The sequence below is a fragment of the Providencia sp. CIM-Carb-044 genome, from assembly GCF_033901115.1.
Taxonomy (GTDB): Bacteria; Pseudomonadota; Gammaproteobacteria; order Enterobacterales; family Enterobacteriaceae; genus Providencia; species Providencia hangzhouensis.
The window spans coordinates 391,628-407,355 of sequence record NZ_JAXADV010000002.1; the positions used below are offsets into that span (position 1 = coordinate 391,628).

At 39.6% G+C, this 15,728-nt stretch carries 15 protein-coding genes; 6 read left to right on the top strand and 9 right to left on the bottom strand.

The annotated features are described in order from the left end of the window. The first annotated feature begins 151 nt into the window (after positions 1-151). Together ansA and pncA are read left to right on the top strand one after the other, a co-directional pair. Positions 152-1,171, top strand: coding sequence for an asparaginase (ansA, locus tag SJ312_RS05100; RefSeq protein WP_004254063.1), 1,020 nt, complete (start codon positions 152-154; stop codon positions 1,169-1,171). A 22-nt stretch (positions 1,172-1,193) separates the two neighbouring features. Next, the gene (gene pncA, locus SJ312_RS05105; RefSeq protein WP_004254059.1) at positions 1,194-1,820 is read left to right on the top strand and encodes a bifunctional nicotinamidase/pyrazinamidase; all 627 of its coding nucleotides are present in this window, start codon (positions 1,194-1,196) and stop codon (positions 1,818-1,820) included. A 127-nt stretch (positions 1,821-1,947) separates the two neighbouring features. On the opposite strand, the gene SJ312_RS05110 is transcribed toward pncA, so the two are convergent. After that, positions 1,948-2,253, bottom strand: a complete 306-nt coding sequence (locus SJ312_RS05110) for a YeaC family protein (protein ID WP_004254056.1) — start codon at positions 2,251-2,253, stop codon at positions 1,948-1,950. A 114-nt stretch (positions 2,254-2,367) separates the two neighbouring features. Beyond that, positions 2,368-2,781: a peptide-methionine (R)-S-oxide reductase MsrB gene (msrB, locus tag SJ312_RS05115; RefSeq protein ID WP_004254053.1), complete on the bottom strand. Its 414-nt coding sequence runs from the start codon at positions 2,779-2,781 to the stop codon at positions 2,368-2,370. A gap of 355 nt (positions 2,782-3,136) precedes the next feature. On the opposite strand from msrB, the gene gapA reads away from it, so the two are divergent. Together gapA and SJ312_RS05125 are read left to right on the top strand one after the other, a co-directional pair. Beyond that, positions 3,137-4,132 carry a glyceraldehyde-3-phosphate dehydrogenase gene (gapA, locus tag SJ312_RS05120; RefSeq protein ID WP_319867110.1) on the top strand — a complete coding sequence of 332 codons (996 nt, stop codon included), beginning with the start codon at positions 3,137-3,139 and terminating at the stop codon, positions 4,130-4,132. 230 nt (positions 4,133-4,362) lie between these two features. Continuing rightward, complete coding sequence (locus SJ312_RS05125) at positions 4,363-5,244, top strand: D-hexose-6-phosphate mutarotase (RefSeq protein ID WP_004254046.1); 882 nt, start codon at positions 4,363-4,365, stop codon at positions 5,242-5,244. Positions 5,245-5,356: 112 nt separating this feature from the next. On the opposite strand, the gene SJ312_RS05130 is transcribed toward SJ312_RS05125, so the two are convergent. From SJ312_RS05130 to fadR, 4 genes are all read right to left on the bottom strand, one after another. After that, positions 5,357-6,109 (bottom strand): MipA/OmpV family protein, encoded by a 753-nt coding sequence (locus SJ312_RS05130; RefSeq protein ID WP_004254041.1) that lies wholly within the window; start codon positions 6,107-6,109, stop codon positions 5,357-5,359. A 133-nt stretch (positions 6,110-6,242) separates the two neighbouring features. Continuing rightward, positions 6,243-7,322, bottom strand: a complete 1,080-nt coding sequence (gene alr, locus SJ312_RS05135) for an alanine racemase (protein WP_110591773.1) — start codon at positions 7,320-7,322, stop codon at positions 6,243-6,245. Between the two features lie 61 nt (positions 7,323-7,383). After that, positions 7,384-8,685: a D-amino acid dehydrogenase gene (locus SJ312_RS05140; RefSeq protein ID WP_110591774.1), complete on the bottom strand. Its 1,302-nt coding sequence runs from the start codon at positions 8,683-8,685 to the stop codon at positions 7,384-7,386. A 462-nt stretch (positions 8,686-9,147) separates the two neighbouring features. Next, on the bottom strand, positions 9,148-9,864 hold the full coding sequence (fadR, locus tag SJ312_RS05145) for a fatty acid metabolism transcriptional regulator FadR (protein ID WP_094960513.1): 717 nt from the start codon (positions 9,862-9,864) through the stop codon (positions 9,148-9,150). Between the two features lie 221 nt (positions 9,865-10,085). Here fadR and nhaB point away from each other — a divergent pair, with 221 nt between their 5' ends. Together nhaB and dsbB are read left to right on the top strand one after the other, a co-directional pair. Next, positions 10,086-11,636 (top strand): sodium/proton antiporter NhaB, encoded by a 1,551-nt coding sequence (gene nhaB, locus SJ312_RS05150; RefSeq protein WP_004254031.1) that lies wholly within the window; start codon positions 10,086-10,088, stop codon positions 11,634-11,636. 151 nt (positions 11,637-11,787) lie between these two features. Continuing rightward, positions 11,788-12,303: a disulfide bond formation protein DsbB gene (dsbB, locus tag SJ312_RS05155; RefSeq protein ID WP_004254030.1), complete on the top strand. Its 516-nt coding sequence runs from the start codon at positions 11,788-11,790 to the stop codon at positions 12,301-12,303. Between the two features lie 58 nt (positions 12,304-12,361). On the opposite strand, the gene SJ312_RS05160 is transcribed toward dsbB, so the two are convergent. From SJ312_RS05160 to SJ312_RS05170, 3 genes are all read right to left on the bottom strand, one after another. Beyond that, a complete protein-coding gene (locus tag SJ312_RS05160) occupies positions 12,362-14,644 on the bottom strand; it encodes an FdhF/YdeP family oxidoreductase (protein WP_112307137.1) in 2,283 nt (760 codons plus the stop codon). Between the two features lie 281 nt (positions 14,645-14,925). Then, a complete protein-coding gene (locus SJ312_RS05165) occupies positions 14,926-15,225 on the bottom strand; it encodes a DUF333 domain-containing protein (RefSeq protein ID WP_004254028.1) in 300 nt (99 codons plus the stop codon). A 46-nt stretch (positions 15,226-15,271) separates the two neighbouring features. Continuing rightward, positions 15,272-15,604, bottom strand: a complete 333-nt coding sequence (locus SJ312_RS05170) for a DMT family transporter (RefSeq protein WP_004254027.1) — start codon at positions 15,602-15,604, stop codon at positions 15,272-15,274. Between the last annotated feature and the right edge of the window lie 124 nt (positions 15,605-15,728).

The following is a 15,728-nucleotide window of genomic DNA, read 5'->3' on the forward strand; positions in this document are numbered from 1 at the left end:
AGATTCAATGAAGGGGATTTCTCTCACAAACCCATCAATAACCTCATATCAATCTAACTATTCGCAAGTTAACGATAGTAATACGCTAACAAATACGTCAAAATCCTGATAATCACTCTCCTTCGATAAGTTGGATAAATTAGGTAATAAGATGCAGAAGAAATCAATTTATGTTGTTTACACTGGTGGAACAATTGGCATGCGCCATTCACCACAGGGATATATTCCTGTTTCCGGCCATTTGCAAGCTCAGTTAGCTCAGATGCCCGAGTTTCACCGCCCTGAAATGCCTGAGTTTACGATCCGTGAACATCAGCCTTTAATTGATTCATCTGATATCACTCCTGAAGACTGGCAACTTATCGCTGATGATATACGTGAGAACTATCCACTTTATGATGGGTTTGTCATATTACATGGCACTGACACGATGGCTTTCACCGCCTCAGCGTTATCTTTCATGTTTGAAAACTTGAAAAAACCCGTAATAGTGACAGGGTCACAAATCCCTTTAGAAGCATTACGTTCTGATGGGCAAACTAATCTACTAAATGCATTATATTTAGCAGCAAACTACCCCATTAATGAGGTGGGATTATTTTTCAATAATAAATTATATCGCGGTAACCGCACTGTTAAGGCCCATGCAGATGGCTTTGATGCATTCAGTTCACCTAACTGTTCGCCATTAATGGAAGCTGGCATTCATATTCGCTCATTTAATACGTGCCCTGCACCTATTGGTATAGGCGAATTTAAAAGTCACCGAATTACACCTCAACCTATCGGCGTGGTGACACTTTATCCAGGGCTATCAATTGAAATTGTACGCAACATTCTCCAACAACCCGTTAAAGCGCTGATATTGCGCTCTTACGGTGTCGGTAATGCCCCTCAGCAGCCTGAATTACTGCGCATACTCCGTGAAGCAACGAACCGAGGGATTATTGTGGTGAACCTGACACAATGTATTTCTGGCCGTGTTAATATGGAAGGCTACGCCACAGGACACGCACTTGCAGAAGCGGGTGTGATAAGTGGATATGACATGACTTTTGAAGCCGCCTTAAGTAAATTGCACTACTTACTGAGTCAAAATTATACCCCTGCTTTAATCCGTGAGTTAATGCAGAATAATTTACGCGGCGAGTTGAGCTATGCTGATGAATAACAGATAACATACTGAGGACATAATGAAAGCAGCATTACTGTTAGTCGATTTACAAAACGATTTCTGCACGGGTGGCACATTAGCAGTAAATGAAAGCGAACATGTTATTGATGTTGCTAATAAAGCGATGGATATTTGCCAACAAAAACAGATAGACATCATTGCAAGCCAAGATTGGCACCCTGCGACACACCTTAGTTTCGCGGCCAATTCAAATACTCAAATTGGCGAAGTCGGTGAGCTAAATGGTATTACACAAGTTTGGTGGCCTATTCATTGCGTACAAGGTGAACATGGCGCTGAATTACACAAAAATTTAAATCAATCGCTTATTAGTGCAATTTTTACCAAAGGGGAAAACCCCCAGGTTGATAGCTATAGTGCCTTTTTTGATAATGATAAAATTAGCCAAACGCGCCTACATACGTGGCTACAAGAACACCATATTTCGCATTTAATTATTATGGGAATTGCGACGGATTACTGTGTCAAGTTTACCGTGTTAGATGCGTTAAAATTAGGTTATACCGTAGATGTTTTAGTCGATGGGTGTAGAGGCGTCAATCTCGGGGCCAATGACAGCCAAGAAGCTTTAGTCGAAATGCAAAATCAAGGTGCGAGGTTAATTACATTAACCGACCTGCATTAGGACATGTTTTATGGACAAGTTTTCTCATGTAATAATTGAAAATCTAGTAATTGAGAAAACTTGTTTTAGTGACACTGTCACTATGCAGCATCATATTGAATAAACAAGCTATTCTCTAGAGCAACCGCTATTCATCATTATTTTGCGGTTTTAATGTTGCTAACATCTCACCTTGAAACAACGTTTTTAGCTCTTGCTTGCTCTTCATCGTAATTTCACCATTAGTCCCTACCGTCATATGCTCAGGGTCATGGTTATGCCGTGACTGCCACAATAATACCATTTGTAAGCTATGTTCTTTTTGTTCTGGCGTTAACATCACACCATCTGGCCATTTACCGAGCTCAACAGCGGTCACAAGGCGTTCATAAATTTCAGGGGTCATCACTGCTAATAATTGTTCAAGTTGCTCAGGACTGACTTCAACGCTCACGGTAAAGCTCCTTCAAATACATAATTCACTCATTATTTTATTATTCTTGATTTCAGCCAATAGCTGAATCGTTTTTGTCATTCTAAAAAAATGGCTTCAGCACGCTTCAGCTATTTATCCACGCGTCTTTTCACCGCTATCGTCATCAATAAAGCTTAATGATGCTGAATTAATGCAGTAACGCTGACCAGTAGGCTGAGGACCATCTGGAAACACATGCCCTAAATGCGCATTACAGTGTTGACAGCGAACTTCAATGCGGTGCATCCCATGAGAGAAATCCTCAATGTATTTGATTGCCTCTTCATTGACGGGTTGGTAAAAACTTGGCCACCCACAACCTGCATCAAATTTGGTCTCAGACATAAATAAAGGTGAACCACAGCATAAGCACTCGTACACACCTTCTTTACGGTTATGCAATAATTGGCCACTAAATGGCGGCTCGGTACCCGCTTGCTGTGTAACGTAACGCTGCATCTCATTTAATTCTGAAATATCAATAGGTTGTTTATCTTTACTTGACATGTCATACCTAAATATTTAAATAACTAAAGTGGTTGATGGTTATCATACATCAATTTCAATCAACAAAAAATTAACAACATTTTCTGTAAAACTATTCTAAACTAAGAAGCATCTTACTTTCCGTTTTGATTTGTGAACCGTATCACATATATCACTGATAGATGGTTTCATTATGCCGTACAATCCCGATAATACGTGCGGCTGTATTTGCCGCTGAAGTGGCTGACAAATAAGCAATTGGTGGTATCAGAATTGATTTTTTTCAATAATTGACACGATTCCGCTTGACGGCTGGCAAGGTTTTGGTAACTTTAACTACAACTTAATTCACGAATAAATAGCTGGTGGAAATACTATGACTATCAAAGTAGGTATTAATGGTTTTGGTCGTATTGGCCGTATCGTTTTCCGTGCTGCACAAGAGCGTTCTGACATCGAAATCGTTGCTATCAACGACCTGCTCGATGCAGAATACATGGCATACATGCTGAAATACGACTCAACTCATGGTCGTTTCAACGGTACTGTTGAAGTTAAAGATGGTCACCTAGTTGTAAACGGCAAAAACATCCGTGTAACAGCAGAAAAAGATCCTGCAAACCTGAAATGGAACGAAGTCGGTGTTGACGTCGTTGCTGAAGCAACAGGTATCTTCTTAACTGATGAAACTGCACGTAAACACATCCAAGCTGGCGCTAAGAAAGTTGTTCTGACTGGCCCTTCTAAAGATGATACTCCTATGTTCGTTATGGGCGTTAACCACAAAGCTTACGCAGGTCAAGAAATCGTTTCTAACGCATCTTGTACAACTAACTGCTTAGCTCCACTGGCTAAAGTTATCAATGACAAGTTCGGTATCGTTGAAGGTCTGATGACAACAGTTCACGCAACAACTGCAACACAAAAAACTGTTGATGGTCCTTCACATAAAGACTGGCGTGGTGGTCGTGGTGCTGCTCAAAACATCATCCCTTCATCAACCGGTGCTGCTAAAGCCGTAGGTAAAGTTATCCCTGAGCTGAACGGTAAACTGACTGGTATGTCTTTCCGTGTACCTACTCCTAACGTATCAGTTGTTGATTTAACTGTTCGTTTAGAAAAACCAGCAACTTATGCTCAAATCTGTGATGCTATCAAAGAAGCAGCTGCAGGCGAACTGAAAGGAGTTCTGGGTTACACTGAAGATGACGTTGTATCAACTGACTTCAACGGTGAAAAACTGACTTCAGTATTTGATGCTAAAGCAGGTATCGCACTGAACGACAACTTTGTTAAATTAGTTTCTTGGTATGACAACGAAACGGGTTACTCTAACAAAGTTTTAGACCTGATCGCTCACATCTCTAAATAAGAGCTGTAATGTAATCTGTCTAACTGAGCCGCCAATTTGGCGGCTCTTTTGTATCGTATCCAATAACAAATTAACACTTCATATTTTCTGCAATATCGCTTATGGTTGATCTTCTATTGGATACGCTATAAACATGACTTATTTTAGAACGAATACGATTCACTGCGGCTTTAAGTATGCCACATAGGAACTTCTAAATAATTTAAGTGAATGAACACAGGCCTAATACCATGCACGACAAACTTTTTGCACTACCAGTCATTAAACAAGTCTCTGCTTACATTACTCAACGCCAACTCGATGAGCTCCCACTTATTGTTATTTCACATCCCAAAGTACGTGGTGCTGTCAGTTTACAAGGCGCTCAACTTATTGATTGGCAACCCGCGGGGCAAAAACCTTGCTTATGGCTAAGTTCAGAAAGTGCCTTTAAAGAAGGCGTTGCTATTCGCGGTGGTATTCCTATTTGTTGGCCTTGGTTCGGTCCTGTTGCCAGTCCTAGTCATGGTTTTGCACGAATTTTACCTTGGCAATTCACCGCACATAATGAACATGAAGATGGTGTTATTTTAACCTTCACGTTAACGGATACCGACTATACCCGTAAATTATGGCCCCATGAGTTCACCCTGATCTTACGTATGAAACTTGGGGAAACATGTGAACTTGAATTAGAAAGTTATGGAGATTTCGAAACGACTGCCGCATTGCATAGTTATTTCAATATCAGTGATATCCAAAAAGCCACCGTCTATGGGTTAGGCGGCCACTACTTCGATAAAGTCGCAGATAAAGAAGCTTATGTGAATGAACCACTCAAATTTAATAAGCACACCGATCGTATTTATTCAGAACCGGAAGAATACAGCTTATTACGTGATGATGGCTGGGCACGTACAATAGAAATTCACCATTACCATAATAGTGATGTTGTCTGTTGGAACCCTTGGGCAGAATTATCATGTAGCATGGATGACATGCCAAATAATGGGTACAAACAAATGGTTTGTGTAGAAACTGCAAGGATCAACGTCCCGATGAAAAGTGAAGCACAACACCCTGCTCGTCTTTCTTTAGTGATGGTCAGTCGCGATAATAAGCCGCAAGATTAATTATCCATTCTAAGAATATAAATTTTCTAGGTAGATAACTAGATAGATAAAATTAGCCCCTGATAATTGTAAGAATATCAGGGGCTAATTAATTTAATTTTCTATCACAAACTTAGAATGTGTAAGTGACACCTGTCCACATAATGGCGGAAACATCTTTATTTACCATTGGGCTATCTTTCACTTCACTTGGTAGACGGTCAACACGGCCCATTGCGAATACAGTCCAATTTTCATCAAAACGGTAATTTCCTGTCACTTCAATGTATGGTGTCCAACTTGAACCTGGGTTATAACGTTTTAAACCGCTATTACGTGATTCTTTTGAAGACACGCCATATTCATAACGGTTTTGGTTCTTACTATCCCATTTAATACCAAGGCCTGGAGTGATTGACCATTTATCACCTTCAAAACCATACAGGTAGGCAAACTCACCACGAATACCATTACTGATACCTAAGATATCACCAGAAATATTCGTTCTTAGTGTACCCCAATCAGCTTTATGACGATAAGTCAGACCAGTCATCACCGTATCACGGCGACGGTCTAATTCACGCATTGCTTTATCATCATTGTCTTTAGGTTTAAAAAATTGTGGGTAATAATAAGCATCCAATGATAACTGGTCTTGTGTATCATTCCATAGATAATAACCAGCTGCTAATGTATGAAAATAGAAATTCTCACTATCATAATTAACTATAGGCACTGGCGTGACATAATCACGGCTCTTAATTCCTTTATAAGGTGTTGACTGTGCTAATACTGAACCACCAACTGACCAAGTTCCTGCAAAGGCGGCCCCAGATAACACACTCAAAGCCACCGCAAGTGTCGTTAATTTAATTGCTTTTGACATATATTCAACCTAAAAATAATGAGAAATAGATCACAGCTATATGTTATAACAATATAGCTATAATCCCAATATGCTTAATCGAAATCACATTTAAAGCTAAATTTTAACTGTTTTTAGCGTGACTGATTAATATTTATTCTACTTTATTTTCATAAGAAACAGGAACTCTTTTTGCTAGCGCACAAAGTAGCTCATAACCAATTGTCCCCGCAGCTTGTGCAACCTCATCAACCGGTAAGTTTTGCCCCCATAACTCCACTCGCTCACCAAGCTTAACATCGCCACAGTCACTGATATCAATTGTCAGCATATCCATTGAAACAGCCCCCAGTAGCGCACAACGCTTTTCTTTGCACCATACAGGCGTTCCATTGGCAGCATGTCTAGGGTAGCCATCTGCATAACCACACGCTACTGTCGCAATACGCATAGGTTTAGTCGATGTAAACCGGCTACCATAACCAATTGATTGACCTGCTGGAATTTCATGGATAGCGATCACTTCTGACTGTAAGGTCATCGCCGCCTTCAAGTTCAACCCAGATATATCAGTAGATTTTCCACTTGGAGAAGCTCCATACAACAAAATACCTGTACGAATCCAATCATATTGTGTGTGTTTATGCCACAGTGTTGCCCCTGAATTTGCGATACAGGTTTCTAAAGATAAGTGTTCAAATTGCTGGATCTGTTGAAAAGGTTCAGTAACGCCCGTTTTGGTATCTGAATTAGCAAAGTGACTCATTAACGTTAAACTGCGTACATTCGGCATTTTAGATAACCGTTGTACCACACTTTCGTATTCGCTCGGTGAAAAACCTAATCGATTCATGCCGCTATTTAGTTTTATATAGACTGAAATAGGTGATGATAATTGTGCATTTTCAATAGCAAACAATTGCCACTCACTATGAACGCTGGTTGTTAAATTATACTGGTCAATCAATTGTAAGTCTTGTGGCTGGAAGAAACCTTCTAACAACAGAATTGGCCCTTTCCACCCTTCTTTTCGCAATAAAATGGCTTCATCAAAATCCAATACCCCAAAACCATCCGTTTCTTTTAATGCCGGCCAAATCTGCTTGATACCGTGACCATAACCGTCTGCTTTCATGACTGACCAAATTTTCGATTTTCCAACATGTTGCCGTACAATAGCCAAATTATGTTGTAAATTTTGTAGATGAATAACAGCACTTATAGGGCGCGGCATTTTAATTCCTTAGTACATTTAATTAATTCTAAAATTACAATGATGCCAAAACATCAAACGCTTAACGTGCTGGAGTTAAATCACCATGAGTAACCAGTTTGGTATTAAAACCATCAAGGTACCTAAATACCGATAAATCATCAGACGCTATCTCTGGTGTATTCCCTGAAATTAAATCTGCTAGCAGTTTTCCTGCACCACAAGCCATTGTCCAGCCCAGCGTCCCATGCCCTGTATTTAAATATAAATTACTGTATGCAGTCGGCCCAACTATTGGGGTACCATCCGGTGTCATTGGGCGCAGCCCCGTCCAAAATTGCGCTTGTGCAATATCACCACCACCTTGATATAAATCTTGTACCACCATTTTTAATGTTTCGCAGCGTTTTTTCAGGATATTCAAATTAAACCCAACGACTTCAGCCATTCCACCGACACGAATGCGCTTGTCAAACCGCGTTACTGCAATTTTGTATGTTTCATCCAAGATAGTAGACATTGGAGCACGCTGTTCATCAATAATTGGCATCGTCAATGAATAGCCTTTGAGTGGGTAAACCGGAATTTGAACCAGACTTTGTAGCATTAAAGTGGAATAAGAGCCCATCGCTACCACATATCGGTCCGCTTGCAAAATTTCACCATCAATTTTAACGCCGCTAACTTTGTTACCTTCGGTTAAAATCTGTTCAACTCGGCTACCAAATTTGAATTGGACTCCTGCATTTTCCGCCATTTTAGCCAGTTTTTTGGTGAACTGCTGGCAATCCCCTGTTTCATCATTGGGTAATCGCAACCCCCCTGTAAGCTTGTGCTTGACAAACTCTAATGCAGGTTCCGCTTTAACTAATTCATTAGACGTCAATAATTCGTATGGAACACCTTCTTGCTGTAAGACCGCAATATCATTCGCTGCATTATCAAACTGCTCTGCCGTACGAAAAAGCTGTAAGGTGCCACCTTGGCGAGCTTCATATTCAATCCCCGTATCCACTCTTAATTGGCGAATACAATCACGGCTGTATTCTGCAATGCGCACCATACGGCTTTTATTCATCGCATAATGTTGGATATCGCAGTTTTTTAGCATCTGCCACATCCAACGCAGTTGAAATAGCGTACCATCTGGACGTATTGCCAAGGGCGCATGTTTTTCAAACATCCATTTCACGGCTTTAAGGGGGATACCAGGAGCCCCCCATGGGGTTGCATAGCCAGGGGATACTTGCCCTGCATTTGCTGCGCTTGTTTCCTCTGCTACATCATGTTGTCTATCCACCACCAGCACTTCGTGCCCTTCTTGTGCTAAATACCATGCTGTTGTTACACCGATCACTCCCGCACCTAACACTAGAATTTTCATAGCTTCCCCGCAAAATAAAAATATGCATCATTTATTTTAGGATAATATTCTAGAAATTATTTGCCAATGTGGTGGATTAACATTTTTAACAATAAAGTTAAAAAATTTAAATTTCATCACATTTGTTTTACATGTCGATATTAAATACTAGACTAAAACTTCAGCATGAATTTAAATTCTTATAATTCAATTGGATAAAATAATGGCAATTTATCTATTTTGTTAATTCAGAGTTTTCTATCGATTCAAGTGATGCGCCCAATAAAATATGTTTATTTTATTAAACCAATTCGAGGGGTTTTGTCAGTATTAAATTTCAAAAAACCAATAAAAATTGGTTTTTCCGCTTCATTTTCGTATTCGGTGGCTATGTGACTAAAAACTGTCAATCATTAACGATAAAAAAACCAGCATGCAGATTCAATGCAACATGCTGGCCTTAAGTGTTTAACTACTAATTAATTAGCGACTTTGAGCTAAATCTGAAGGCATATTGCTTTGCATACTATGCCAAATTATTCCACTTTCTTTCCCATAATTACGCACACAATCCATAATACGGTCATAGGCTTGTTCACGGCAAAGATGGCTTAATTGTTGATAGAAATTTAACGCTAAACGCCTAGCTTCTGGGTTCGAAAAATAATAGCGACCAACACGGGTATAAAGCCCTTTTAAGCCGTTAATAATCAAGCCATAGATCGGGTTACCGGATGCAAATGCAAGACCACGGAAAATGTTATAATCCAAATCACTAAATGCATCTGAATTATCTTCAACCTTTTCCCGCTCAGCTAATACTTCTATTGATTTCTCGGGGTTATTTCGAAAGGCTGTACGGATAAAAATAGCTGCGATATTGGTACGTACTGCCAATAAATTATCGATTAGCTGGGGCACCCTATCGTGATCTAGCCTAGCCAATGTCTCCAAAATATTTAGACCAGACGTTTCCCAATAGTTATTCACTTTAGTTGGTTTACCATGCTGAATGGTTAGCCAACCGTCCCGAGCCAAGCGCTGTAACACTTCACGTAAGGTTGTTCGTGTCACACCAATTAATTCCGAAAGCTCACGCTCCGCGGGTAAAATTGAACCTGGTGGAAAGCGGTTGTTCCATATGCTCTCAATAATATACTCTTCCGCGAAACCAGCCGGACTTTGAGCTTTAATAACCATATTTTTATTATTCCAAACATTTAGACGGATATTGGGCAAATCATACCAGATTGTCATCGTCTGATATAGTTAGACTGAAAATAAAGAGTGAGGCAAATCATAGAATTTCCATATAATTCATAAGCTCTCAATTAGCAAATAAGCTTAAAATCCGCAAAAGATAAGAGTAGTATGTATAGCACAATACACGACATCCGCATAAAAGAGGATAACGAATCATAATGGATTTTAGTTTAAAAACTGCTTTTTTGAAAAATTTCCTGGGAAATTCACCTGATTGGTACAAATTAGCAATTATTGTATTTTTAATAATTAACCCTATTATCTTTTACTTCATCAGCCCCTTCGTTGCAGGCTGGCTATTAGTTGTTGAATTCATATTCACATTAGCAATGGCTCTTAAATGTTACCCATTGCAGCCAGGTGGTCTTTTAGCCATAGAAGCCGTTATTATTGGTATGACCACCCCTGCCCAAATTTCACATGAAATTAGCAATAACCTTGAAGTCATCCTGTTACTGATTTTTATGGTAGCTGGTATCTACTTCATGAAGCAATTACTGTTATTTGTTTTCACCAAACTGTTGATAAACGTGCGCTCTAAACGCATTCTTTCCCTTGCTTTTTGTATGGCAAGTGCATTTTTATCCGCATTTTTAGACGCATTAACCGTTATTGCCGTCGTCATTAGCGTCTCAATTGGCTTTTATTCTATCTATCACCAATATGCCTCTAACCAGCCCAGCAACACTGACCTACAAAATGATGGTTTCATTAATAGTGCGGAGCAAAAGCAAACCCTTGAGCAATTTAGGGCATTTTTACGTAGCTTAATGATGCATGCTGGTATTGGTACCGCGCTTGGTGGTGTCATGACCATGGTTGGTGAACCACAAAACCTTATCATTGCAAAGCATGTTAATTGGGACTTCATTACTTTTTATATTCGTATGGCTCCTGTGACCATACCTGTTTTTATTTGTGGCTTGGTTGTCTGTTTTGTTGTTGAAAAGTTCAAGCTATTTGGTTACGGTGCTGAGCTTCCTGACTCTGTACGTCAAATTTTGACTGAGCACGATAAAAAACTGACGGCTAAACGTACCAAAAGAGATCTTGCACAGTTAGTCGTTCAGGGCTTAATTGGCGTGTGGCTAATCGTTGCTCTTGCTTTCCATTTAGCGGAAGTTGGCCTTATTGGTCTTTCTGTTATCGTGCTAACGACCGCATTTTGTGGTATCACAGAAGAACATGCATTGGGGAAAGCCTTCGAGGAAGCGTTACCCTTTACCGCATTATTAACAGTCTTCTTTAGTATTGTAGCCGTAATCATTGACCAACAACTATTCACCCCATTTATTCAGTTTGTACTGCAATCCTCTGAGTCGTCACAATTATCATTATTCTATCTATTTAATGGCCTACTCTCTGCCGTATCAGATAACGTATTCGTAGGGACTGTTTACATTACTGAAGCCTTAAAAGCAGCGAATGAAGGTTTGGTATCAATGGAACAATACCAATTCTTAGCCGTAGCAATTAATACAGGTACTAACCTGCCTTCTGTTGCAACACCTAATGGGCAAGCTGCTTTCTTATTCTTATTAACCTCAGCGTTATCTCCACTAATCCGTTTATCCTACGGTCGTATGGTTTGGATGGCTCTTCCATATACCATCGTAATGACTATTGTCGGGTTATTAGGGGTAGAGCTCTGGCTAGTACCAATCACTCATTGGATGGAAAGTATCGGTTTGATTACATTCGCCCAGTAACTATACTTTAAAACAATTAGCCATATACCAATATGGCTAATTGTAATGTTAGGTAAAGCCTTATCTGAAATTGCATTATTTCACTTTAATTGCTTTTTTTATCGAGCTGATAGAGGCAAAATGTGCGCATTACTCAATTAGGATACTAAGTATGTTCAGATTTTTTAACTACTGCTCGCAAGGGAGAGGCGCCTGGCTACTCATGGCCTTTATTGCCTTTATGCTCGAGTGTGCGGCCTTATATTTTCAACATGTGATGAAGCTACAACCCTGTGTTATGTGTGTCTATGAACGTGTTGCATTACTTGGCATTATGGTTGCTGGCTTAATTGGGGCAATAGCACCACGGAATATGGTAATACGCTGGGTAGCAATTCTTATTTGGGTTTACTCTGCTTGGCGTGGCTTAGACCTTGCATGGGAACATACCATGCTACAACTTTATCCTTCTCCATTTGCTTCTTGCGATTTTTTCGTTAATTTCCCTGATTGGTTACCATTACAAGAGTGGGTCCCTGCAGTGTTTGAAGCAACAGGTGACTGTGCCGTTAGGCAATGGGCATTCTTAGGGCTTGATATGCCACAATGGTTAATTGGTATCTTCGCGGCTTATCTCTTAGTTGCAATCATTGTTATCATCAGCCAATTCTTCCCAGCCAAAAAATAATCTTTAAAACCCCAAATGTTAAATTCAACATTTGGGGTTCCTAAACAATCACATCTATCTATTGAATGACTCTCTCTAATTTCACAGGGATATTTTTATACGCAGGAATACCACATTGCGGGTCGAAATTATCTAATGAAATTAAATTATTGGCTTCAGGGAAATAAGTGGCAACACTTCGGTCTGCCATATCATAGATCACCACAGTGAGGTTATCTAAACGCCGTTTTGTTGGTTTTTGTTCACGGTCTAATGCGATGAGATTCACTTTATCTCCCGCCTGTAACTTCTGTTTTTGGGCTTCTGCACCACTGATGAAAACAACATCTCGTTGCCCAAACACACCACGGTATCGGTCATTTAGCCCATAAATTGTAGTATTATACTGGTCATGGCTGCGTAATGTTGCCAAAATCAATTCACTGTTTACTGCTGAATTCGGGTCTTCAATAACGCCTTCTGTCGGTACAAAATTAGCTTTACCTGATTGAGTTAACCAACGACGCTCAGAAGCAGCGTTTGTCAGGTGAAATCCTCCCGGTATTTTAATACGTGCATTGTAATCATCAAAGCCAGGTAATACCGCCTCCATTGCGTCACGGATCAAGTCATAGTTACCGATAAAATCATCCCATTCGACTTTACTCTGAGGTATTGCCGCTTTAGCTATTCCTGCGATTATCGCACACTCAGATTTAAGGTAAGGGCTACATGGTTTAAGTAAACCTTTTGATGCGTGAACCATCGACATTGAGTCTTCTACAGTAACACATTGCACACCACTGCTTTGTCTGTCTATTTCACTGCGACCCAATACGGGTAATAAGAATGTTTGCTTAGCTGTTAATAAATGGGAGCGATTTAGTTTAGTTGCAGTATGAACCGCTAAATCAAGCTTTTTCATACCAGCAAAACAAGCGTCTTTATCAGGCATTGCAACCGCTAAATTTCCTCCCATGCAAATTAAAGCATTCGCTTTTCCTTCAGAAATGGCTTGCATGCTCGCGACCGCAGCATGACCGAATTCGCTTGGTGGTTTAAAACCAAATCGTTGTTCAATTTTGTCTAAAAAGCTTTTTGACGGTTTTTCTGTAATACCAACGGTTCTATCACCTTGCACATTTGAGTGGCCACGCAATGGGCAGATACCCGCACCTTCCCGACCAATATTACCCTTAAGTAGCAGCAAATTGACTAATTGCTGAACATTCTGCGTACCATGTTCGTGCTGAGTGATCCCCATGCCATAACAAATAATGGTGCTTTTTGCTTCAATATAAAGGTCTGCAATCTCTTCGATAGACTCGCGTGGCAAGCCAGAAACCCTTAAAATATCCTTCCAGCTTGTTGTCAGTAAGTCATTTTTTAAAGCTTCATAACCCTGTGTATGAGTTGATATAAAATCAGTATCGAGAATAGGCTCTTTTCCTGCATCTACTGCGGCTTGGTGCTTTTCAATCAATAACTTCATAACCCCTTTAAGTAACGCAGTGTCTCCACCAACACGAACTTTATAATAGTGCCCCGCTAAAGGTGTAGATTCTAGCGTCAGCATTTCTAACACGTCTTGTGGATAGGTAAAACGCTCAAGACCACGCTCTCTTAAAGGGTTTATTGCAATGATCTTTGCGCCGCGTTTAGAAACTTCACGCAATGAGCTCAACATCCTCGGGTGGTTAGTCCCAGGGTTATGACCTATACAAATCACTAAATCTGCTTTATCAAAGTCGTCTAATAATACCGTCGCCTTACCGACACCAATAGAGTTAGCAAGACCAACACTCGTTGGCTCATGGCACATATTTGAACAGTCTGGAAAATTATTTGTTCCATATTCACGAGCCAGTAATTGATATAGAAATGCGGCTTCATTTGAAGTCCGGCCGGAGGTATAAAATTCAACGGTATTTGGGTCTGAATAACTTTGTAAACGCGTACCTATTTGTTGAAAGGCTTCTTCCCATTCGATAGGTTCATATTTATCTGTTTGTGAATTATATTTCATGGGGTGAGTTAAACGCCCTTCATCTTCTAAATGAAAGTCATCCCATTCGAGTAATTCTGTTACAGTATATTTAGAAAAAAATTCCGGGGTTGTTTTTTTAGATGTTGCTTCCCAAGCAATTGCTTTTGCGCCATTTTCACAAATATCAAATGATGCTGTATGTACAGGGTCAGGCCACGCACAGCCAGGGCAATCAAAGCCATCCACCTTATTCATTTCAAACATTGCAATGATATCGTGTCCTACTTTCATTTGGCCACGTAAAGCTTCTGCAACTGCTTTTACAGCCCCCCAACCCGCAGCGGGGCCATCATACTCTTCAATTTTCTTTTTCATTAGGCATTACTCTTTAATAAATGGAAATGTCTTTATATATGCTTTTATAATTATTTAAACTTTTCTTTATTATTTAATATTAGTAACTTCGCCGTTAAATATCAATAATTAAAATAAACACTTAAATAGATGTTCATAATTAGATGATTTATAAATGAGTAATTAGAATATAATTAAAAAAAGAAATGATGAATATTAATTTAACATTCAGTTATAATAAATGCATGAAGTTAATTAACTTTCCATTAAAAGAAAATTAATTAACTTCATAAAAAGAAGAGTTATATACAAGAGCCAGATTGTATAATGTCAACAGCACAACGTTTACCATTCGCAAATTGGCATACTGCAGTTTGTGACCCATTTAATTCTAATGTGAGTGCGGGCAACCCACCCGCTGACATACAAGCTTCTTGTGCACCGGGGCCTAAATTGACCACTTGTTGAGCATACTGACTCGCAGAATGTTCCACAGATTTATCCACGTTTGAACTACCACACGCAGATAACATGACAGATATAACACCAATAAGTGACATTGCTATTATTGGCTGAAAAAAATGATTAACCCTATGCCTCATTCCCTGCTTCTCCTATCATGCTACCTGAACATTTTGCACCAACTGTTTAGTGCCCGCCGCTTTTTGAAAATAAATTGATGACTAAAACACCAATAATAATTAATAGCATACCAATAATTGCAGGTAAATCGAGTTTTTGGTTGTAAATATAAATTGCAGCGACGGAAACCAACACGATCCCTAAACCTGACCAAATTGCATAAGCAATACCCAATGGCATTGTTTTTACTACCTGCGAAAGCCCCCAAAAAGAGACAGCATAGCCAACAATAACAATCAAAGACGGCCAAAAACGACTAAAACCATCAGATGCTTTCAATGTTGTCGTCGCAATGACTTCTGCAATAATAGACATCAACAAAAAACCCAAACCCTTCATCGCCTTTCCTTATTATTAGAATTAGTAATAATGAAACTTATTATTTTCCTATATACAACAAAAAAGCTCTGTCTATCCTGAAAATAACCCAGAGCTTTTATATCTTCTTCATGGTGCTAAGACG